The organism is Methylobacterium hispanicum (assembly GCF_022179285.1).
Lineage (GTDB): Bacteria > Pseudomonadota > Alphaproteobacteria > Rhizobiales > Beijerinckiaceae > Methylobacterium > Methylobacterium hispanicum.
Genome location: NZ_BPQO01000005.1, coordinates 160,862 through 182,393, shown reverse-complemented (window position 1 = coordinate 182,393; position 21,532 = coordinate 160,862). Strand labels below are relative to the sequence as shown.

At 71.0% G+C, this 21,532-nt stretch carries 18 protein-coding genes, 1 tRNA gene and 1 pseudogene; all 20 read right to left on the bottom strand.

What is annotated here, in order from left to right:
* Window positions 1–15: 15 nt before the first annotated feature.
* Window positions 16–489 (bottom strand): DUF4279 domain-containing protein, encoded by a 474-nt coding sequence (locus MFF56_RS32430; protein ID WP_505744316.1) that lies wholly within the window; start codon window positions 487–489, stop codon window positions 16–18.
* A gap of 493 nt (window positions 490–982) precedes the next feature.
* Window positions 983–1,987 (bottom strand): ABC transporter substrate-binding protein, encoded by a 1,005-nt coding sequence (locus MFF56_RS07775; RefSeq protein ID WP_082772937.1) that lies wholly within the window; start codon window positions 1,985–1,987, stop codon window positions 983–985.
* A gap of 45 nt (window positions 1,988–2,032) precedes the next feature.
* A complete protein-coding gene (locus tag MFF56_RS07770; protein ID WP_066920275.1) occupies window positions 2,033–3,655 on the bottom strand; it encodes a thiamine pyrophosphate-binding protein in 1,623 nt (540 codons plus the stop codon).
* Between the two features lie 11 nt (window positions 3,656–3,666).
* On the bottom strand, window positions 3,667–5,400 hold the full coding sequence (locus MFF56_RS07765; RefSeq protein ID WP_066920273.1) for an L-aspartate oxidase: 1,734 nt from the start codon (window positions 5,398–5,400) through the stop codon (window positions 3,667–3,669).
* The gene (locus MFF56_RS07760; RefSeq protein WP_348626801.1) at window positions 5,397–6,176 is read right to left on the bottom strand and encodes a fumarate hydratase C-terminal domain-containing protein; all 780 of its coding nucleotides are present in this window, start codon (window positions 6,174–6,176) and stop codon (window positions 5,397–5,399) included. The genes MFF56_RS07765 and MFF56_RS07760 overlap by 4 nt, the downstream gene beginning before the upstream one ends.
* A 91-nt stretch (window positions 6,177–6,267) precedes the next feature.
* Window positions 6,268–7,140, bottom strand: a complete 873-nt coding sequence (locus MFF56_RS07755; RefSeq protein ID WP_066920269.1) for a fumarate hydratase — start codon at window positions 7,138–7,140, stop codon at window positions 6,268–6,270.
* Between the two features lie 32 nt (window positions 7,141–7,172).
* Complete coding sequence (locus MFF56_RS07750; protein ID WP_066920267.1) at window positions 7,173–7,550, bottom strand: succinate dehydrogenase, cytochrome b556 subunit; 378 nt, start codon at window positions 7,548–7,550, stop codon at window positions 7,173–7,175.
* Between the two features lie 424 nt (window positions 7,551–7,974).
* A complete protein-coding gene (locus MFF56_RS07745; protein WP_066925418.1) occupies window positions 7,975–8,304 on the bottom strand; it encodes a succinate dehydrogenase in 330 nt (109 codons plus the stop codon).
* Window positions 8,301–9,056 (bottom strand): succinate dehydrogenase/fumarate reductase iron-sulfur subunit, encoded by a 756-nt coding sequence (locus MFF56_RS07740; protein WP_066925421.1) that lies wholly within the window; start codon window positions 9,054–9,056, stop codon window positions 8,301–8,303. The genes MFF56_RS07745 and MFF56_RS07740 overlap by 4 nt, the downstream gene beginning before the upstream one ends.
* Complete coding sequence (locus MFF56_RS07735) at window positions 9,053–10,060, bottom strand: ABC transporter substrate-binding protein (protein ID WP_066925424.1); 1,008 nt, start codon at window positions 10,058–10,060, stop codon at window positions 9,053–9,055. The genes MFF56_RS07740 and MFF56_RS07735 overlap by 4 nt, the downstream gene beginning before the upstream one ends.
* Before the next feature lie 350 nt (window positions 10,061–10,410).
* On the bottom strand, window positions 10,411–11,292 hold the full coding sequence (locus tag MFF56_RS07730) for an ABC transporter permease (protein WP_156453911.1): 882 nt from the start codon (window positions 11,290–11,292) through the stop codon (window positions 10,411–10,413).
* Window positions 11,293–11,320: 28 nt separating this feature from the next.
* The gene (locus MFF56_RS07725) at window positions 11,321–12,091 is read right to left on the bottom strand and encodes an ABC transporter ATP-binding protein (RefSeq protein ID WP_066925429.1); all 771 of its coding nucleotides are present in this window, start codon (window positions 12,089–12,091) and stop codon (window positions 11,321–11,323) included.
* A gap of 652 nt (window positions 12,092–12,743) precedes the next feature.
* Window positions 12,744–13,258 (bottom strand): annotated as a pseudogene (locus MFF56_RS07720) (transposase); the annotation flags it as partial.
* A 199-nt stretch (window positions 13,259–13,457) separates the two neighbouring features.
* Window positions 13,458–13,532, bottom strand: a tRNA-Thr gene (locus tag MFF56_RS07715).
* A gap of 154 nt (window positions 13,533–13,686) precedes the next feature.
* Complete coding sequence (locus MFF56_RS07710) at window positions 13,687–14,157, bottom strand: NUDIX hydrolase (RefSeq protein ID WP_066925444.1); 471 nt, start codon at window positions 14,155–14,157, stop codon at window positions 13,687–13,689.
* 148 nt (window positions 14,158–14,305) lie between these two features.
* Entirely contained in the window at window positions 14,306–15,790 is a 1,485-nt protein-coding gene (locus tag MFF56_RS07705; protein ID WP_066925432.1) for a heme biosynthesis protein HemY, read from the bottom strand.
* A gap of 92 nt (window positions 15,791–15,882) precedes the next feature.
* Window positions 15,883–17,958 (bottom strand): translation initiation factor 2, encoded by a 2,076-nt coding sequence (locus MFF56_RS07700; protein ID WP_238229904.1) that lies wholly within the window; start codon window positions 17,956–17,958, stop codon window positions 15,883–15,885.
* Between the two features lie 140 nt (window positions 17,959–18,098).
* Window positions 18,099–18,806 (bottom strand): uroporphyrinogen-III synthase, encoded by a 708-nt coding sequence (locus MFF56_RS07695; RefSeq protein ID WP_066925435.1) that lies wholly within the window; start codon window positions 18,804–18,806, stop codon window positions 18,099–18,101.
* A gap of 4 nt (window positions 18,807–18,810) precedes the next feature.
* Entirely contained in the window at window positions 18,811–19,686 is an 876-nt protein-coding gene (locus tag MFF56_RS07690) for an aldose 1-epimerase family protein (protein ID WP_066925438.1), read from the bottom strand.
* An 80-nt stretch (window positions 19,687–19,766) separates the two neighbouring features.
* The gene (locus tag MFF56_RS07685) at window positions 19,767–21,518 is read right to left on the bottom strand and encodes an ABC transporter ATP-binding protein (protein ID WP_066925449.1); all 1,752 of its coding nucleotides are present in this window, start codon (window positions 21,516–21,518) and stop codon (window positions 19,767–19,769) included.
* Window positions 21,519–21,532 lie beyond the last annotated feature (14 nt).

Here is a 21,532-nt window from a genome sequence, read left to right as displayed (position 1 = left end):
AGCCGGTCTGTCCCGTCAGGCAATCTGCAATGTGTTCGCCGAAGATGCAGGTTCTTCGCGATCGAAATCCGTTTCGACCCGTCCGCCGACGAGACGGATCAGGGTATGGAAATTTTCTCCGATCGCGGGCTCTTCCTCAAGGCTTGTGCCGTGCCAAAAAAGTGAGACCCGCATGTCGATCTGCTGACGGATGACCAATCCGCGCAGATCGAGTGCCTTGCGTAGATCAGGCCGCCCCGCATCGTCGAGAAAGATCGTTCTCACGACAAGTGCGATGTGGTTGCTCAAATCGTGAGGATCCGCCCTGCCCTCCGTGTTGAGAAGCCAGAGTCCCGTGCGTCCGATCCTCTCACGTCGAGACTCCCCGACGGGGAACGGCTCGCCCTTGTGGTAAGACAAGGTTGGCCGGGTGCGTAGGATATCACCGACAAGCGAGGGCTCTAAAGTCTCGCCGGTGAACCGCAGCGATGCAAAAGCTTTAAGGGCCACAGTGGACTCCAGGCTCGTCGCATAAATTGCCCAACCAGTTGTCGAACTCGTCCTCTATGTCTCCGTTGTCGTAGATGATGATATTGTCGGCTCCGTTCAGGCCTTCGCGGTCCTTGACGTTGTGGATGACCGTTCTGACGACATCCGGCGGAACGCCGAAGCGTTGGGCGATGCTTTTGGTCGGGCTCTTCTGGCCTCTCCATATCACCGCCCTCTGATCGCCGCCCAGACACATGATGCAAGCGCGATGCCCCTGCCTGGCTCATGCCCGAGGCACCCACCTCAACCAAGCTCCAATTTGGAGCATCATGCCACAGCGGCAAGCGCAAGCTAGACTGTATAAGCCGACCCCCGGTCGCGGGTGTAGGCTGTTCACACATCTCGGCGCTGTGGTGCCGTGACGCCACGGGCAGCATCGGAGACGCGCGTTCGGTCGGAACGGCCGTTGGTCGGGTAGGCCGCGTGCGATCCATCGGTTCGACGCGAGGCGCTATCAGCTTCCCGCCCGCCCGTGCACGCTCGGTAGGAACAGGTCCTTCCAGCTCTCCGGGCGGCGGCGGATCGTGCCGGTGCGGTGCATGAAGTCGGCGACCTTGCCGATCGCCTGGGGCGTGGCGGTGAAGCGCACCTGCGGGTCGTTCAGGATCTCGGTGATCAGCCCGACATCGCTGGAATCGCGCGCGAGCCGCACGTAGGCGCGCGCCGCCGCCGGCTTGTCGGCCTCGATCGCGGCGAGCGCCTCGTCGAGAGCCGCCCCGAACGCCGCGCAGACCTGCGGGTTGGCCGACGCGAAGGCCGAGGAGGCCCAGACCACGTTGAAGGTCGAGGGTTCGCCCAGCACGTCGAAGCTGTTGAGCACCGTGCGGATGCCGGGCCGGCGCAGCTCCAGCTCCTGGATCGGCGCCGCCGTGAAATGCGCGGTGATCTCGTTGCCGGCCAGCAGCGCCGCCATCCCGTCCGGATGCGACAGGGTCACGGTGAGCCGGTCGAGGTCGTTGCGGCGCGCGGGGCCGAGTTCCTTCTCGGCCGCCATCTGCAGGAACATCGCCTGGACCGAGACCTTCACGGCGGGCAGCGCGATCTTGTCCCGGTCGGTGAAGTCCGCGAGCCTGCGCACCCGGGGATTGTTGGTGTTCATCAGGAGCGGCATGCTGTTCATCGCCGCCACGCCCTTCACCGCCATCGCGCTGCCCTCGGTCTTCGACCAGAGCAGGACGAGGGGCGGCACCCCGCCGGCTGCGAACTGGATCTGCCCGGAGAGGAGCGCGTCGTTCATCGCGGCCCCGCCCGCGAGGGTGAGGTAGCGCGCCTCCAGCCCCGCCACCCCGCGGGCGGCGGCCGCCTTCTGGAGCAGGCCCTGCTCCTCCATCAGCATCAGGGGCAGGTGGCCGAGGCTCGGCTGGCGGGCGATCGCCACCGCGCCGACCTCCGCGCGGGCCGGGCCGAGGCCCGCCCCCAGCACACAGGCTGCACCCGCCAGGACATCGCGTCTGCGCATCGTCACCCTCCCCAAGGCGCGCCGCGGGCGCGGCGCCGTCCGTCCTCAGCCCGGGCGCCGGATGGCGGGGGCCGGCACGCTCTCGATCATCACGTTGACGCAGGCGGGCAGGCCGCTCGCATGGGCCGCCTCGAGCGCGGCCGGCAGCGCGGCCGCCTCCGTCACCAGCGCGCCGAAGCCGCCGAGCGCCTGGACCACCGCGTCGTAGCGGGTGGGGAGGAGGTCGCAGTGGCGCGTCCGCTCCGGCCCGTAGCTGCGCAGCTGGATCTGGTGCTCGGCGTTCCAGCGGGCGTCGTTGCCGACCACCGCGACGAACGGGATGCCGTGGCGCACGGCCGTGTCGAACTCGGCCATGTGGAAGCCGAAGGTGCCGTCGCCCATCACCGCCACCACAGGCGCGCCGGGACGCTGCAGGGCGGCGGCGAGCGCGAAGGGGATCGCGGCGCCGATCGTGCCCGACACGCCGTTGATCAGGCGCCGGCCGGACCGCACCAGGGCCTGCGGCCACTGGCCGATCTCGCCGCCGTCGCAGATCAGCGTGGCCTCGGGGTGGCCGGCGAGGAAGCCGTCGACCGCCCGGCAGAGCTCGACCGGGTGCAGGCGCCCGTTGCCCTGCAGATCCGCCCAGGCGGGCGGACGGTGGGCGATCGCCGCGCGCGCCTCCCGGTACCAGGCGGCGTGGCGGGGCAGGGCGGTCGCGCGCCCGGCGAGCGCAGCGAGGGTGGGGCGCGGTTCGGCGATCCCGGAGACCGCGAGCCGCGCGGCCGGGGCGCGGGCGAGCAGCACGGAATCCGGATCGACGATCGCGAAACGGCAATCGGGCGCGACGGCCGGGGCGTCGCCGAAGCGCAGGGTGAAGTCGAGGGGCTTGGCGAGCAGCACGAGCAGGTCGGCCCGCGCCAGGACCTCCGCGAAGGCGCCGAGGGCCGGGTCGTTGACCCCGCGCGGGCTCTCCATGCCGAGGACGGGCAGGCCGAGCCGCTCCTCGAGCGCCGCCATCGCCTCGCGGCCGGACGCGTCGCAGAGCGCCGGGCCGCAGAGGAGGAGGGGCCGTTCCGCCCGCGCGATCGCCCCGAGGAGGTCGCCGACGAGGTCCGGCGCGGGCTCGGCCGGACGGGCGGCGGCGGCCTCCGGGCCGGGGATCCGCACCGTGGCGGCCGGGATCGCCCGTTCGAGCAGATCGACCGGCAGGCTGAGATGGACCGGGCCCGGCCGGCCCTCGCGGGCGATCCGGAAGGCCCGGGCGAGGTCGGCCCCGAGGCCGGCGGTCGAGGTCGCGGTCCACGACGCCTTCGTGGTCGGTCGGGCGATCGCGGCCTGCTCCATCTCCTGGAAGGCGCCGCGCCCGATCTCCCCGACGCCCGCGTGGCCCGAGAGCAGCAGCACGGGCGATTCCGCGGCGAGCGCCGTGAAGAGCGCGGCCGCGCCGTTGGTGTGGCCCTGCCCGCCGGTGACGAGCGCGACGCCGACCTCGCCGGTGAGCCGGCCCCAGGCGTCCGCCATGTGAACGCAGGCCGCCTCGTGGCGCACGTGGACCACCGCGATGCCGGTGTCCAGGAGCGCGTCGAAGACCGGCATGATGTGGTTGCCCGACAGCGTGAAGATCCGGGTGACGCCGAGCGCCTCCAGGGTCCGGGCGACGATGTCGGCGCCGCGCAAGGTCTCCATCGGTTCCTCCCTCAGGCCGCCGCGTCGAGGAGCGAGCCGCCAGGCCGCACGTGGGTGAAGGCGACCGGCTCCATCGCGATCGCGAAGCCCTCGTCCTGGCGCCGCACCACCGTGTAGGCGGAGGTGGCGAGATCCGAGGTCTCGGGGTGGTCCTCGCGGAAATGAGCGCCGCGGCTGTCGGTGCGGGCGAGGGCGGCCCGCGCGATCCCTTGCGAGACCAGCACGAGATTCTCGAGGTTCAGCCGGTCCATCCAGGTCAGCGCGTAGCGGCGGTCGCCGTCCGGCGCGCCCGCGCGGGCGACCGCCTGGCTGAGGCCGTCGAGGGCGCCGAGCGCGCGGGTGAGGCCGGCCGCGTCCCGGAGGATGCCGACATCGTTCCACATCGTCTCGTAGAGCGCCTCGCGGATGGCCGGGAGGTCGTCCGCCGGCCGGCCGAGCGGCCCGTAGGCGCGGGCGAGCCCGGCCTCCATCGCGGCCGGATCCGGATCGGCGAGCGAGCCCCCGCGCGAGACCGCGCGGGCCATCGACTGGCCGGCGAGCCCGCCGAAGACGGTGGAGTTCGCCACCCCGTTGCCGCCGAGGCGGTTCGCCCCGTGGACGCCGCCCGTGTCCTCGCCCGCCGCGTAGAGGCGCGGCAGCGCCGTGGTGCAGTCCACCGCGAACTGGATCCCGCCCATCATGTAGTGGGCGGTCGGGATCACCTCGACGCGGCCGCCCGCGAGGTCGAAGCCGCAATCGGCGCAGCGCTCGACCATGCCCTTGAACCGGCGGCGCACGTCCTCGGGCCCGAGATGGCTCATCTGGATGTGGACGCCGCCGTTCGGTGTGGCGTAGCCGTCCCGGATGCGCCGGATGATCGAGCGGCTGACGATGTCGCGCGTCGCCCGCTCGGCCCGTGGGTCGTAGGCTTCCATGAAGCGCTCGCCCGTGGAATCGAGGAGCCAGCCGCCGGCCCCGCGCAGGCCCTCCTCCAGCACCGTGCCGGTCATGCGGGTGCCGGCACCCGCGAGCAGGCCGGTGGGATGGAACTGCACCATCTCCATGTCGCGCAAGGGAAGCCCGGCGCGAAGCGCCATGGCGAGCCCGTCGCAGGACTTGTCGCCGGACGGCGTGTGGTACTTGTACATGGTCGGCCCGCCGCCGGTGGCGAGCAGCACCGCCTTGGCGCGCACCAGCTTCGGCTCGCCGGTGCGCATGTCGAGCATCAGCACGCCGGCGAGCCCCGAGCCGTCGCGGGCCGGGATCAGCTCCAGCGCCCGGTGGTCCTCCAGGCGGTTCACGTCGCGGCGCCAGACCTGCTCGGAGAGCCGGTTGATGATCTCGATGCCGGTGAGGTCGCCCTTGTGCACCGTGCGGTCGAAGGTCTGGCCGGCAAACGCCTTCTGGTGGACGCTGCCGTCCGGGTTGCGGTCGAAGAAGCAGCCGAGCTCGGTCTCGAGCTCGCGGATGCGCACCTGCGCCTCTGTGACGAGCGTCCAGGCGAGCGCCTGGTCGTTCAGCCACTTGCCGCCCTCGACCGTGTCCATGAAGTGCCGCTCGGTCGAGTCGCCCGGCGCCAGCGCCACGTTGTAGCCGCCCTGGACCATGCGGGTGCAGCCGCACTTGCCGAGCAGCCCCTTCACGGCGACCGTGACGTCGAGGTCGGGCGCCGTCTTCTTGGCGTGGAGCGCCGCGAACAGGCCGGCCCCGCCGGAGCCGAGGATCAGGATGTCGGTCGCGACCTGCTGGACCTGGGCCGGGTTCATCGGGCGTCCTCCAGGCTGGCCATCACCGCGTCGCGGCGGGCGGCCACGTCCCGCTGCACCTCGGCGAAGAGCGAGCCGCCGTGCGAATCCATGCCGACGAGCAGCGGCCCGAAATCGCGGATCGCGAAGCGCCACAGGCTCTCGGGGTGGAGGTCGTCCATGTCGACGTCCTCGATCCGCTCGATCCAGGTGGTCTCCAAAGCCGCCGCGCCCCCGACGATGGCGAGGTAGGCGCCGCCCCGCTCGGCAAAGGCCTTCAGCGTCGCCGGGCCCATGCCGCCCTTGCCGACGATCAGGCGCACGCCTTCCCGCTCCATCAGCGCCTCGGTGAAGCGCTCCATGCGCATGGAGGTGGTGGTGCCGATGCAGAAGGGCGCGTAGCCGACCGGCGCCTCGGGAGAGGGGGCGACCCGGTGGACGTTGGGCGCGGTGTGGATCACCGCGTGGCCGGCGAGGTCGAGCCGGGTGCGCCGGTCCCGGTCGAACATGTGGATCAGGGTGGCGTCGCGGATGCCGAACAGCCAGCGCCGCAGGGTCACGGTGTCGCCGATCCGAAGGGCCCGGATCTCGGCCTCATTGGCCGGCATGTCGAGGACGTGGTGGGCCACGGGGGTCTCCCTGGAAGCGGATCTGGATGGACGTTTCGGATCTCGCGACCGCCCATTCCCGGACGCCTGGAACGCAGTGGAAGGTGATCCGGGACCCAGCACAGGATGTCGCGAAGCGTCCGAATGCTGCGAGGTTGCTCGAGATCGAGCCGCTTCGCGGCACTCCATTCTCTGGATCCCGGATCACCTTCCACTGCGTTCCAGGCGTCCGGGAATGGGGGCGCGTTCTCGGAGCGTTCGGGTGATGGCCCGCATCGCCTCAATCGAACGCGATGCCCCCCGGCGTGATCGTCGCGCGGGCGCGGCGGGCCGAGTGGCACTGGATGTTCACGGCAACCGGGTTCTGGGTGATGTGGGTGGCGGCGAGTTCCACGTGCACCGCGAAGCTGGTCGAGCGCCCGCCCAGCCCCTGCGGGCCGACGCCGAGTTCGTTGACCGCGCGCGACAGTTCCGCCTCGATCCGCGCTCCCTCCGGGTCGGCGCAGACCGTGCGCAGGGGGCGCGTGGCGGCGACCTTGGCCAGATGCATGCAGAGGTCCGAGGTGCCGCCCAGCCCCACGCCCACGATGGTCGGCGGGCAGACCCGGCCGCCGAGCTCGATCACCCGGTCGATCACGAAGCGCTTGGCCGCCCCGATCCCGTCGGAGGGCAGCAGCATCTGCAGGAAGGAGCCGTTCTCCGAGCCCGAGCCCTTCGGGATCATCTCGACCGCGACGGTCTCGGGGGCCTCGTCGAAATCGACGTGGATGATCGGCACGCGGATGCCGCAGGAAGTCTGCTCGTTCTTGCGGGTGATCGGGTGGACCACCGAGGAGCGCAGGGAGAATTCCTTGGTGGCCCGCTCGCAGCCGCGCCGGATCGCCGCCTTCAGCTCGGCGCCGTCGAACGTCACGTCCCGGCCGATGCGGATGTTGTAGATCGGGATGCCGGTATCCTGGCAGAGGATGTTCTTCGTGCGCTCCGCGACCGCGACGTTCTCCACCATCGTGTCGAGGATGGCGCGCCCGGTCGCGCTGGTCTCGGCCTTCTGCAGGTCCGAGAAGCCCGCTTTGATGTCGGGCGGCAGGATCTTCAGGGCCCGGACGTAGAGGTCGCGGCAGACCTCCTCGAATTCGCGGATGTCGAGATCCATGGCGGTTCTCCGAGAGGCGAGGGGAGGGGGCGTCAGGCCCCGCTGAGCAGGAACAGGAGGCCGACCGCGAAGGCGGCGGCGAGGCAGGCCGAGACGACGACGGCCGTGCGCTCGCGGTAGCTCAGCCACTCGATGGCGAGCACGCGCAGGCCCAGCGCCATGTGGACGGCGAGCGCGCAGACGAGACCCCACTCGGCCACCCGCACGAAGCCGTTGTGGGTCAGCCCGAGGAAGCTCTCGAGCCGGTCGGCCCCCTGGAGCGCGGTGCCGAGCGCGATGAAGTGCATCGGCAGGAAGAGCGCCAGCGCGATGCCGGAGAGCCGGTGGATCAGCGCGGCGGCAAAGCCCGGGCGGCGGTGGGGGGCGTGGGTGATGCCGGGGCCGATGGCGGACCGTGCGGCGGATCTCATGCGAGGTCTCCCCTCTCGGGACACGAACCACATCCCTCTCCCCGACCAATCTCGGGCCTGCCCGAGATTGGCACTGGGGAACCGAAGTCGGGCAGGCCCGACTTCGGGCGGGGAGACGGGTTCCGAACCGGCACGCGGCTGGCGGAGGATCGGGGGCGCAGCCTTCGCTCGCCGTGCGTGAACGCGCGCTCAAGGCTCGGGCCGGAACTGCACCGCGCCCCCTCTCCCATAGGGAGAGGGTTGGGGTGAGGGGTATGACGTTGCAGACCCGAGCACGCCATCGACGCGCGTTCGGGGCGAGCCCTCATAGGCCACGTCATACCCCTCACCCGGCTTTCTGCGAAAGCAGACCTCTCCCTATGGGAGAGGGGACCCGCGCGGGTTTCTGAAGCGGCCGGGCCGACCCGGCCGGGATCGCGCGCACTCATGCCCAGTACACCGCGAGCGCCGCCCGCAGCCCCAGGCCCGCCAGCAGCGCCGAGAGGGCGAGCATCGCGAGGTCGAGGGAGCGGCCCCGCCAGCCGGTCCACTCGCGCAGGATGCTGCGCAGGCCGATCGGGGCGTGGATCGCCGCCGCCAGCACGAAGACCGCGTAGAACAGGAGGAAGCCGAGGTTGCCCTGCGTCCGCCCCAGGATCTCGCCGGCCGTCAGCCCGCCCCGCACGGCGTAGAGGATCGTGCCGAGATGGACCGCCACCGTGAGCGCCAGGATCGCGGCGGTGCCGCGCTGGGCGAGGTAGAGGAGCGGGCTCATCCGCGCCTCCAGAAGCGGCGCAGCGCCGCCTTGCCGGTCTCGCGCTTCAGCCCGGCGATGGCGAAGGTGGGGCTGAGGCCCTTCGGGCAGTGCTCGGTGCAGCTCATGTGGCTGTGGCAGGAATGGCAGCCCGCATCCCCCGCGACCGCGCCGAGCCGCGCCGCCTGCCCGCGGTCGCGCACGTCGTTGACGAGCGTCCAGGCCCGGTTGAGGGCGGCCGGCCCGAGATAATCGGGGTTCCAGGTCACGAGATCGCAGGCCGCGTAGCAGACGCCGCAATTGATGCACTCGATGCCGGCATCGACCTCCTGCCGCTCGGGCGATTCCGGCGGCACCGCCGCGAAGTCGTCGGGCGGGTTCTCGCCGGGCTCGAAATAGCCGTGGGCCCGGCGCCACTTCTCGAAGAAGGGCTCCATGTCGACGGCGAGATCCTTCACCACCGGCAGGTTGCGCAGGGGCTCCAGCAGCAGCTCGCCCTCGGGCGCCACGGCGGCGACGCGGGTGCGGCAGGTCCAGCGCGGGCGCCCGTTCACCGTCATGCCGCAGGAGCCGCACATGCCGACCCGGCAGGCGAAGCGGTAGGCCAGCGTCGGATCCTGGTCGCGCTGGATCTCGGTGACGACGTCGAGCACCGTCTGGTTGGCGCGGCGCGGCACGGCGTAGTCCTGCACGCCGTCCCCGCGCCGGACGCGCACCCGCAGCGCCTCGGTCGCGCCCTCGGCCGCGGCGGCCGGATCGACCGGCGCCGTCACCGGGCGGCCTCGGCGCCGCCCGCGGGGAAGAACAGCTCGTCCTCGGCGCTCGCCTTGGCCGAGACCAGGCCGGCGCGGTTCATGTAGGCGAGGTAGGCGAGCATGCGCTGCGGCTTCGTCGTCCAGGCGTTCTGCGGCGCCAGGATGATGGCGACCGCCTCCTCCCGCGAGAGCTTCGAGCCCTCCGCCTTGATCCAGAGGTCGGCGGCCTTGCCCGGATCGTCGCGGATCAGCTTCAGGCTGTCCTCCAGCGCGGCCACGAAGGCCGCCGTGACCTTCGGGTTCGCCGTGACGAAGCGGCTCGACGCCCAGACGAGGTTGAAGGTGTGGGGCCCGCCCATCACGTCGTAGCTGTCGAGCACCTTGCGGGCGCGCGGATCCTTCAGCTCCAGCTCCTGGAAGGGTGGCGAGCCGAAATGCGCGGTGATCTCCGAGCGGCCGCCCATCATCGCGGTCTGCGCGTCGGGATGGCCCATCGAGACGGTGAGCGGGTCGAGCTTGCCCTGCTGGCCCGCGCCGAAGGCCTGCTCGGCGGCCATCTGCAGGGTGATCGCCTGGATCGAGGTCTTGGCGGTGGGCAGCGCGATCTTGTCCTTCGCGCCAAAATCCTTGATCGACTTGACGTCCGGGTTGACCGTGACGAGCCAGAGCGGCATCGCGTTCAGCGCGGCCACGCCCTTGACCTTGATGTTGCTCTGTGTGCGGCCCCAGATCGTCAGGAACGGGCCGACGCCGCCCGAGGCGAGGTCGAGGTTGCCCGAGAGCAGGGCCTCGTTCATGCCCGAGCCGCCGGTGAAGCGCAGCCACTCGGCCTTCAGGTCGAGGCCGCGGGCCTTGCCCTGCTTCTCCAGCAGGCCCTCCTCCTCCATCACCGTCAGCGGCAGGTAGGAGATGCCGAACTGCTTGGCGAGCCGGACGGTCGAGACTTCGGCCCGGGCGGCGCCGAGCGCCCCCCAGAGGACCGCGACCGTGCCGACGAGCCGGACGATGCTCCGTGCCGTCATGGCGTTCCCTCACCCGTTCTGTGCGCCGATCTGTGCGACCCGTCGGCGTCGTTGCGAGGATACGCCCGGGTCGGGGCGTGTCAACACTCATATGTCTTATATATGTTTTGCCCGGCGGGGCGGATCCCTGCAGGGGCCCGGCGGGCGCGTTAGCCTCGAGGCGACGACGCGGTGCGCCTCGCGGTGATACGCGGTGGAGGACGCGGTGACGACGCGGTGACGACGCGGTGGCGGTTCGGCGAACGGCCACGCGGGCGTCGAAGGGGAGCATCGGAGCCGATCGCCGCGCCCGCATCCTGGGCGCCGTGAAAGGGCCCCGGGACGCGGGTCGCGCGGATTCGGCGGGCCGGTCAGGCCTGCATGCCCCAGCGCCGGATGGTGTGGCGCTCGATCGTCTGGAAGATCAGGTTCTCGACCACGAGGCCGATCAGGATCACGGTGAGGAGTCCGGCGAACACGTTCGGGATATCGAGCATGTTCTTGTTCTCGAAGATGAACCAGCCGAGGCCGCCCGATCCCGAGGACACGCCGAAGACCAGCTCCGCCGCGATGAGCGTGCGCCACGCGAAGGCCCAGCCGACCTTCAGGCCGGTGAGGATCGACGGGAAGGCCGCCGGGATCAGGATCTTGCGGATCAGCCCCGCGCCGCTGAGCCCGTAGTTGCGCCCGACCATCTTCAGCGTGCGGCTGACCGAGAGGAAGCCCGAATGGGTGTTGAGCGCGATCGCCCAGGTCACGGAGTGCACCAGCACGAAGACGAGGCTGCCGTTGCCAAGTCCGAACCAGATCAGCGCCAGCGGCAGGAGCGCGATGGCCGGCAGCGGGTTCAGCATCGACGTCATGGTCTCGAGGAAGTCGGTGCCGATCCGCGAGGCGATGGCGATGCCCGTGAGCACGGTGGCCAGCAGGATGCCGAGGCCGTAGCCGACCAGCAGGATCTTCACCGAGCCCCAGGCGCGCAGCGGCAGGGTGCCGTCCGCCACGCCGCGGAAGAAGGCCCCGAGCGTCGCCGAGAAGGTGGGGAAGAGCAGGTCGTTGTCGAGGTAGCGCCCGTAGGCCTCCCAGATCAGCGCCAGCACGGCCAGGATCAGGATCTTGCGCAGCCAGCCCTGGTTGTAGAGCAGCTCCAGCGTCGAGAGCGGCTTCTCGACCACGGTGCCGCCCATCGGGCCGGTGCGGTCGCGGACGATCTCCGGCCGGGCAGGCGCGGACAGGGAGGAGGGCGCGGACATGGTGCCGGCCTCCGCGAGGGCGTTCGCGCTAGACATTCTCCGCCTCCTTGATCTCCTCGGCGAACAGCATCTGCTGGATGCGGCTCTCCAGCTCGGCCTGCTCGATGACGGAGCCGGCGCTGTTGAGCTCGGCCTTCACCTCGCCGGGATGGGGCGAGAGCAGGAGGATGCGCGAGCCGATCTTGATCGCCTCGGGGATGGAGTGGGTGACGAACAGGACCGTGAAGCGGGTCTCCTCCCACAGCATCAGCAGCTCGTCCTGCATCTTGCGGCGGGTGAGCGCGTCGAGCGCCGCGAAGGGCTCGTCCATCAGCAGGATGTCGGGCTCCATCGCCATGCCGCGCGCGATGGCGACGCGCTGCTTCATGCCGCCCGAGAGCATGTGCGGGTAGCTGTCGGCGAACTTGGTGAGGTTGACCTTGTCGATATAGGCCATCGCCCGCTCCTCGGCGGCCCGTCCCGTGAGGCGGCCCGAGGCTTCGAGGGCGAAGATTACGTTCTGCTTGACCGTCTTCCAGGGCAGGAGCTGGTCGAACTCCTGGAAGACCATCATCCGGTCGGGGCCGGGGCCCGTGACGGGCCGGCCCTTGAGCCGGATCTCGCCCTCGGTCGGGGGCATGTAGCCGCCCACCGCCTTGAGCAGGGTCGACTTCCCGCAGCCTGAGGGGCCCAGCAGGACGAAGCGATCGCCCGGCAGGACGTCGAAGCTGACCCGGTAGGTCGCCGTGATCAGGTGATGCGGCGTCTTGTACTGCAGCGTGACGCCGTCCACCTGCAGCAATGCTTCCTTCAAGCCCATACGCTCCTCCCTGCGCCGCGGCTCAGGCCGCGATCTTCTGCGAGCTATGTCTTGTTCCGTCGTGGTCCGGTTCCGCGCCTCGGCCGTTCGGCTCTCCTGGATCCCGGGCGATACCTCCACCGCCCGGCCCCGACGTCGGTTCCGCCGTGCCGATTCCGGCCCTTCCGGATCCGGGTGGCGTTCCCGTATCCCGACGACCATCCTCCGCGCACAGCGCCGGATCCCCACCCTCCATAACAACCACCGACGTCAGCAGCAAGATCATATATCATATATAAGAGATGTTGTACTTGGCCCATGTGGCCGCGAGCGCTGTCGGACGCATATGTTCGCAGAGCGCAAGACGGGACGGGCTGGGTTTTGATCGTGGGGAGCCGACAGAACGGACGGGCAGAGACGTCACCCGGCCGCATGACGGCGGCAGTGAAGGAGCTACGGCACACCGTCCGACGAGGGGCACCGGCAAGTGGCCTCCTGAGCACGGGGCCCATGGATGGAGGCGACGCTGGCGGTTCGGCCTGGCGGCGGGTTAGAGCGGGTCGGTCAAGAACCGATGAATCACGATCCGAGCGTGCGGGCGATGCGGGGCTTCATGCACGGGTCTGGATCGACCTGATGTGCGAGGCGACGGGATGCATTGCATGCCGTGAGGGGCACGGTCGAACAGCCAGCCTGCCGTCCAGGTGTCGTGTACGTTGCCGGCCGTGATGAGAGCCGACAGAACGAAGCCGCGGGAGCAGTCGAGCACGTAGCGCATGATCCCCAGACCTTCTTCTTGCCGTCCATGCCCTGCACCCCGGCCTGCGACCCAGACACGTTACGGGTCGACGATTGCAGTCTTGGACTGGGCCGGTCGGCCGCGTCAGCAGGGCGGGGGTCTCTGGCCAGATCCGTTGGCCCGGAAGCGGTCGTGCCACGTGCATACCGTCTCCCAGGGACCAAAGTCGGACGGCAGGCAGCGCCAGGGACAGCCGGTCCTCTCCCAGGTGCAGGCGAGCGTTGACCATCTCACGCCGCCGCCAGCGGATCGTAGCCTGCCAGCAGCGGCGCCACCCTCGTCCACTGCGCGTCCGTCACGTCACTCGAGGAGCGACTACACTGACCCCGGTAAGTCTCACGATTTGCGTCCGTCCACCGCGGCTTCTCCTCACGAAGCCAACGCGCCACTCTCCAGCCCAATCAAACAGACTCTGAGATACGCTCCGCGTGGAGAGTAGCGTATCGTTCGACTGCGTACGAGCCGGATTACTTAGCCTGTGGTCGAGTAAGCTCAGTCGATCGTTCAAGCGCCGCATACATCCTACGATCGCAAGAGTCGCGCGCGATCATATGTATCGGGCTTATGAGGCGATGCTGATTAGAAAGCTGGTGCTGCGAGAGAGGATTGAACTCTCGACCTCTTCATTACCAATGAAGTGCTCTACCACTGAGCTACCGCAGCAAGCGGGTCGTTGGAGCGCCTCGTCTGGTGCTGCCGTCGACGAGAGGGGCTTTAACGGATCGGCTGTGGCTTGGCAATCCGCTTCCGTCACACATTTCGCCGACGGGACAACTTTTCGACGAGCCCATGCAGCCCGGAATCCCGGCCGTCAACGTCACACCTTTCTGGTGTCGCCGGGATCCTTGTGCCGCTTCAGTGTGGCGCGGATGATCGCGGCGAGGCCCGGCTCGTTCACAGCCTCGGCGGCGTCGGCGGGGCTGAACCACCGCAGTTCGCGCTGGTGCTGCTCCGGCCACCGAGAGAGTTGTTTGCGAACCTCCAGTGGGAAAACCTTTACTTGGCACAGAACCGAACCACGGTTCTTCAGGCGCTTCTCGTAGAGGTAAAAGCCGAGTGGGCGCTTGCCGATCTGCCCGACGAGGCCGGCCTCCTCGTAGGCCTCGCGCGCCGCCGCCTCGTACGGCTTCCGGCCTTTCATCGGCCAGCCTTTCGGAATGACCCAGCGCCGGCTCTCCCGCGACGTGACGAGCAGCACGGCGGTCTCGCCGTCGTCACCGCGCTGGAAGGGCAGCGCGCCGATCTGTCGGCGCGCAGTCCGCTCCTCGTCATCAGTCGTCGTCACCATGAACGTCACCAGACCGGGAAGACCGGAGAGCGACGCATCACCGGCTCCACGATGAACGATCCCGGCGTGAGGGGTGGGTGTGCATGACCTGCATCCTACCTGTATCGAGGCTATCGGTGCGAGGACTCGGATCGAGGCTCATCCTGGATCAGGCGATGCGGCGTGCGTCCGCCTGGACGGGTGTCGCGGCGGGGTGCTGCGAGGGACCTGGAACCGGCAGGACCACCGGGCTGGCGGCTCCGACGACAGGCTGTGCCTCTTCGATGACGGCTGGCGATCGGTCCGCCGCCGCGGCGGGCGATGCATCGAGCGCATTCGACTCGACGCTCGCCTCTGTCGGTCCCGTCAGAGCGTTCGGCGGTTCACGCCACGCGAACGCGTCAAGGCGGCCGGTGACGGGGGAGATCGGCGCCCAAGTCTCCGAGACGACGCTGTCGGCGATCCACAGCGGATCACGCGGAGCATGGGCGGCGCGTGCGAGCCACTCACGCGCCCGGCCCGAGCCGGCACCGTGCTCGGCTTCCTCGATCCGGGCCATCAGCAAGCAGGTGCGCACGGTCGGGCGCTCGTTGAGGAGCGGTTTCAGCGCGTCGCGGGCCTGCACGAAATCGCGCGCGTCCAGCGCGGCCTGCGCCACGGCGAGGCGTGCCTCGGGGTGCCAGGACGAGAGTTTGGCCAGCGTTTCGGCGCGGGCGAGCCGGTCGCGCACGGAGTCGCCCGTCCTGAGGCCGAGATAGACCTTGGCGAGATCGGGATGCGGGTTCGCCTTCCAGGCGGCCTCCAAGATCTTCGACGCTTTGCGCAGGTCCCCGCGGCGGGCGAGCAGGCGGCCGGCGATGCAGGCGGCGGGCACAAGGTCGGGCGAGAGCTTCACGGCCTGCATGGCACGCTCCAACGCCGCCTCCGGCTCGCCGGCCTCTCGGCGCTGGGCTCCCGCCGTGAGCAGGACGGCGCGCTGGCGGCGCGCCACGCTCTTGTCGAGCAGGCCCAACGAGCCGCGCCGCTCCACGGTCTCGAGGGCTCCAGACCAGTCGCCGTCGGCGCACTGCGCCTCAAGCACGGCTTCGTTGGCCCAGGTCACACTGGGAGCGAGGCGGGCCGCCTCGACCGCGTAGGCGCGGGCCGCAGTCTCGTCCTCGCGGCGGCGCGCCTCGACGAACAGCCCGCGCAGGCCGAGCACGCGCGTCTCCGGATCGTCCGCCATGCGCTGGAACGCGTTCTCGGCCGCCTCCCGGTCGCCCGAGATCTGCGCAGCCTGCGCCTTGAGCAGGAGCGTCAGCGGTTCAGGTCCGAGCAGGCGTTCGGCGTCGCTCGCGTGGCGGCGCGCAGCCAGCGGGTCACCGGAGCCGACCGCCACCATCCCGCGCGAGAGCGCCGTGAACCCCTTCGCCCGGCGCCGCTCGCGCGAGCCGCGGACCAGGATCTCCGGCAGGCCGATGACGCCGCGCACGACCGCCCACAGGAGACCGATCGCGACGGCGGCCACGAGGACCCCGACCAGCCCGATCGCCAGGCTGGTGGCGACCTCGTAGCCGTTCCACACGATGGTCACGGTGCCGGGCCGATCGGCGATCCAGACCGCCCCGAAGGCAGCCAGGGCGAGAAGGGCCAGAAAGGCGAGGGCACGCCACATCGATTGAATACTCCTGTGGGCGCTGCCGGGACGCGCCGCGCGGATGGACAACGAGATTTCGGCCGGGCCGATACTGGGGCGCTCGCCCGGTCTCAGGGCCCGGCAGGAAGGGTCTTGAACGCGTCGGATAGGAGGGCGCGGGCGGCCTGCGCGGCCGCATTGCGGGCTTTGAGCTTCTCACCGAAGGGACCGGCCTCGGCCTTGGCCTCCTGCGGGAGGCCCTCGAACGCCGTAACCGCGTCCTGCAAGGCGCCGCGGTCCAGCGCAGCCTGTACCTTCTCCACCGGATTCTCGCCGGCGGGTCGGCCGCCTGAGGCCGGTGGCGCATCGACCCGGCGCACCTGAACGATCGAATCAGCCATGCTAAGAAGCTTCGCCTTGATGTCACCGTTCTCGGCGACGCTCCGAGCCTCGGAGGCCCGACGCGCCGCGGCAGCCTTCTCGGCCACCGGGCGGAACTCGGCGGCGAGCTGGGCCGTGGTCGGCGCCCCCGCCTCGGCAAACGGCGCCAGCGCGTCGAGACGGGCAGAATCGCCGGTCTCGAGCTTGCGCAGCGTGGTCAGCGGCTCGGCGTAGGGCGCACCGGTTGAGAGCGCGGTCGCGACCCTGTCGGCCGCGACGACCCTGAGGGCGGCCTGCACGGTCGCGGCCTCCGCCCGCTGTCCGACCGCCTTGTCGAGGGCCGCGATCTTGTCAGCCTGCTCGTGCTGCGCGCGCTCAAGCGCACGCGTCGTCTCCTGCGCCTGCGTGCGTCCGGCCTCGGCCGCCTGCTGGCTCGCCTGCGTGGCCTTCTCCACGGCCTCGGTCGCGCTCTTTACCCGCTCATCCAGAGCCTGCTGGAGGGCATCGAGGCGCTGCCCGAGGGTACGGTCAGCCTCCGCATTCGCCGTGGTGCGGCTCTCGACGTCGGCCTGGAGGGCGGCGATGCGCTGATCGAGTTCCTGCGGAGGCGCCGCGGCCTTGTCTTCGAGCGCCTTCAACCGGTCCGGAACGCCGGCGAACTCCGGCGCCGGCTGCACGGCGGCCTGACCGTCCTTGCCGGGCTCCTCCTGAAGGGCCGAGACGCGCTGGTCGAGGCTATCGAGGCGAGCCAAGACGTCTGCCGGCAGCGCCGGCGCGGCTCCGCGATCACCCTCGGCGGACGGACCGCCCTGTTGGCCAGCCTGTGCGAGCGCCTGCTTGGCGGTTGCCTCGGCAGCCTTCACCGCCTCGGGAAGCGACTTCAGGGCCGTTTCAGTGCCAGAGACGCGCTTGTCGAGGGCTGTGAGCGCGTCGCGCGGCGCGAGACCCGCGATGCGTTGCTCCAGCGCCGCAACCCGCCCATCCTCGCGCGGCGGGAGCAGCCCGGCGCGGTCGGCTCCGAAAAGTAGGCCCGCACCGATCACGCCGCCGAGCAGACCGGCAGCCGCCATCGATCCGAAGCCGGCGCCGCCCCGCGCCGCCTCGGCGGCCGGGGCCGCCTTCGGGATCGGGCTCGCGGCGGATGCGGGCTTCGGGCCGTCCTTGGATGCGTCCCTGCCGGGCTCGGTCCTCGCGCCCGTCGGAGCGGCGCCGCCCTTGGCGGCTTCCGCCGGATCGGGAACGCGCTTGGCCTTCAGGTCCAGAATAGGGCCGTCCGTGACGTTTCCGCCGGCCCGGAACGGCTCGGCCTTGGCGGCGCCGGGCTTTGTGTCGGCGGATTTGGGATCGACGGGTTTGGCCTCGCCCGGCTTGCCGACGGGCTCGGGCTTGAGCGTGCCGGATGCCGTCGACGCCGACGAGCCCGCGCCAGGGGTCGCCGCCTTGGTGGGCTCGCTCCGGGCTGCGCCCGCTCCCAGAGGTGAGCCAGCGGGCATGCCGGGACGCGCCGACTCGACCGGCGCGGTCTCGGGCTTCGGCGGCTCGGCCGCCGCCTTGGCGGTGGGGGTGGTCCCGCCCGTCGGCGCCGGTCCGGAGGGCCTTCCGGCCTGTGGCGTGGACGAACCGGAGGGCTTCCCCTCCGCCTTCGGAGCATCCTTCTGGTCGGGCTTGCCCGGCTCGGGCCTGACGTCTGGACGGGGCTGCTGGCCGGCGATGCCGGGCTTGGCCGCTTCGGCACCCGTGCCGCTTGCCTTGTCGCCGCCCTTCTCGCCACCCTTGCCGGGCGCGGTCGGGTTCGGGCGGTTCGCGTCGTTGGATGGTGGCTTCACGGGCCGTCTCTCTCCAGTCTCAGCGGTTCGACCGCCGGGCGGATGCCGCCGCAGCCGGCGCACCCGGCCGCGCTTGGCCGCCGTCCTAACACCGCGGGCTCGGCGCGCGCGAGCCCTTCCACGACACGCGCGTTACGGCGTCAGTCCAGACCCGCCAGGAGATCGTCCTCGCGGGGCCGCCTCGGCACGAAATGGATCGGAATGCCCGCCGCTGCCAGGGGGACGGCCACGTCTTCCGACAGGCAGTAATGTCGAATTGATCCGAAAGGTTCGGCCAGACCCGCATCCCCGGCGAGGACAAGCGCCGTCGCGGCGCTGCGGCGGGAGTAATGGAGAGCTGCGTCGAGGGGCGATTCGGTACCGCCGAGCGCGGCCGCGACCGGGGGCGGCAGCACGGCGACCGGCTCGGCGGCGTAGACGATCTCGACCTGCACGTCGTAGCCCGCGCGCACGAGCGTTGCGGCCGGCTCCGCCTTGCGCTCCGCCCCGGCGAGGTGAAGCAGGCGCGCGCCGGGCGGCAGCGCCTCGGCGACTAGCCGGGCGAGCGCGGCGGCGTCTCCCGCTCCCGCGCGCACCGGTCCGAGGCCGGCGCGCGTCGCGGCCTCTGCCGTGCGCGCGCCCACCGCGAAGACCGCCGTGCCGGCGAGCCGCGCGACTGCGGCCGCGTCCAGGGCGTCGAGGCCGTTCCCGCTCGTGAGAAGGAGGCCGGCGAAGGGCCCCTCCGGGAGGCGGGTGCCGGTGGGACGGCTGACCAAGACGGGCGCGACGAGCGGCCGGTGCCCGCGATCGCGCAGCCGGGCCGCCGTGCGCGCGGCGCCGGGCTCCGGTCGGGCGACCCAGATCCGCATCGCGTCAGGTTTCGAGGGTGAGGCGCACCGCGTGGCGTGCCTCCATGCCCGGTGGCAGCAGGCGCTGCGAATCGCGCTCCGCGAGGTCGCCCGAGAAGTCGGCCCAGTCGGCGTGACCCGTCCAGCACTCGAGCGACAGGAACGGCGCGGTGGGCTTGGTCCAGACGGCGAGATGGGGAAAATCCTCGACCTCCATGCGAATCGCCCGGCCGTCCGGACCGGCGAAGCGCATCGCGCGGCTCGCGGCGTTTCGGAATACCAGCGCCTCCGTGAAGATCGCCGGGTCCAGGGGCAAGGTATCGCCCTGCAGCGGGACCGGCCGCTCGTTGCGCAACAGCAGTCCGCCAGCGCCGACCTCCGGGACGGTGGCGCGCTCCGCCCTCTCGAAAACCACGGCGTAGTCGCCGGTCGAGCGGGCGCCGCCCGCGAAGGGCCAGGGGAAGGCGGGGTGGAAGCCCAGCGCGTAGGGCAGGGGCTCGGCACCCGGGTTGGCCACAGTGACGGCGAAGTCGAGGCACGCTGCGCGGACCCGGGTCTCGACGTCGAGGCGAAAGGCGAAGGGGTAGTGTCGCCGCGTCTCAGGCCCGTCGGCGAGCCGCAAGGTGACGGCGTCGTCCGCGCGTGCCACGACGGTGAACGGCAGGTCGCGCGCGAACCCGTGCTGCGCCATTGGGTAGGGCTGCCCGTCGACGCGGACCGCGCCGTTTGCGGAGGCGCCGACGACGGGGAAGAGCCAGGGGGCGTGCCGGTTCCAATGCTCCGGGTCGCCGGTCCAGAGATATTCTCGGTCGCCGACCTTCCAGGAGACCGGCTCGGCGCCGTCGAGCGCAATGCGAGCCGCGGTGCCGCCGGGGCCTCTCAGGTCGATCGTCTCGCGCATCGCCGATCCTCTCTGTGTACGTCCGGCTCAGTATAGGTCCGCACGGCGCGGCTTCATCACCCGGCCCCGCGAACGCCGTCTCACGCCGCCGGGGCGATCCCGGGCAGAACGGCGCCGGGCGGGCCCGCGGCGACGACGCGGCCCGCCTCGAGCACGTAAACCGTGTCGACCCGCTCCAGCGTCGTGAGGCGGTGAGCGATCATGACGAGCGTGCGCGTGCCGGCCAGCTCCCGCAGGGAGCGCATCACCGCGGCCTCCGTCTCGCCGTCGAGAGCCGAGGTCGCCTCGTCGAATACGAGTACGTCCGGCTCGTGGTACAGCGCCCGGGCGATGCCGATGCGCTGGCGCTGCCCGCCGCTGAGGCGCGCGCCACGTTCGCCGACCCGGGTGGCGTAGCCCTCGGGCAGGGCGGCTACGAAGCCTTCGAGCCCCGCGATCCGCGCGGCGCGCTCCACCCGGGTGGGATCCGGCTCGTCGAGGCCGAGCGCGATGTTCTCGGCGATCGTGCCGTCCACTAGGAACACGTCCTGCGGCACGTAGCCGACGCGATTCTGCCAAGCTCTCAGGGTGTCGGGCGAGAGGCCGACGCCGTCCACCGCGATCCGGCCGGCGCTGGGGGCCAGGATGCCGAGCAGCAGGCCGACCAGTGTGGACTTGCCCGACCCCGTGCGGCCGACGATGCCGACCGCCGTCCCTGCCGGAACAACCAGGTCGATGCCGGAGAGGGTCGGGCGACCGGGTTCGTAGTCGAAGCGGACGGCCTCGAAGCGCAGGGACTCGCGAAAGGGCAGGCGCCGCGAATCGCGCGGGGCTCGGACCGGCTCGTCGCCGAGCTCGTCCACGATCAGCCGCGCGGCCGGCAGGGTGAAGCGCAGCAGCGCCAACGCGTTGAAGATGTTCTGGAAAGCCGGCAGCATGCGGTAGCCCGCGAAGGCGAACAGGCCGAGCAGCGGCAGGATGCCCGCGGTATCGAGACCCTGCGCCAGGGCGAACAGTACCACCACGATCACGCCGCCGAAGGCCAGCGCCTCGATGACGAAGCGCGGCAATTGCCCGGTCACGTGGCTTGCGGCGCTGTCTCGTGCGAAGGCCCGGGCCGGCCCGTCGAACCGCGCCGCGAAACCCTCGGCACGGCCGTAGAGCTTGAGTTCCGTCAGCGCGCCCAGCGTCTCCTGGACGACGCGGAAGCGCGTCTCGTTGTCGGCCACCGATCGCGCCCCGATCCGGGCGAGGCGGGCGCGGACGAAGAGGTAGATCCCGACATAAAGCCCTCCGAAGCCGCCGCCGAGCACGAGCGCGAGGCCGGGCGCGTAGAGGAGCAGGAAGCCGATGACGGCCAGCGCCGAAGTGGCGCGCGAAGCGATCACGGTGAGCGGCGTCAGCACACCGATCACCACCCGGTCGGTCTCGCTTAGCACGTTCTTGGCGAGTTCGGCGCTGTTGGCCTGCGCGAAGAACAGGCGCTCCCGGTCGAGGTAGCGAAACAGCAGGCGCCGGGCGAGGCCGTAGCCCGTCAGATGGGTGAACAGCAGCTGCGCGTAGGTCAGAGCCGCATTGGCCGCCGCTGTGGTGAGGATCGCGAGGAGCGCCGCTAGGCCGGTGGCGATGAGGAAGGCGCGCGGGCCGGCTAGCCCGAGCCCATCGCGCAGGGCCGCGAGATAGGGAAGTCTGTCGGCGGCAGCCGGATCCCCGACCAGCGTCAGGAACGGGATCACGGAGGCGACCCCGATCACCTCCAGGAGCGCCGTAGCGGCGAGTCCCAGCGCGATCAGCGCGAGGCGCCGCCGCTCCTCGGGCTGGAGCGCGCGCAGGAGGTCTCTCAGCGTGCGTATGGACGGGTGTGGCG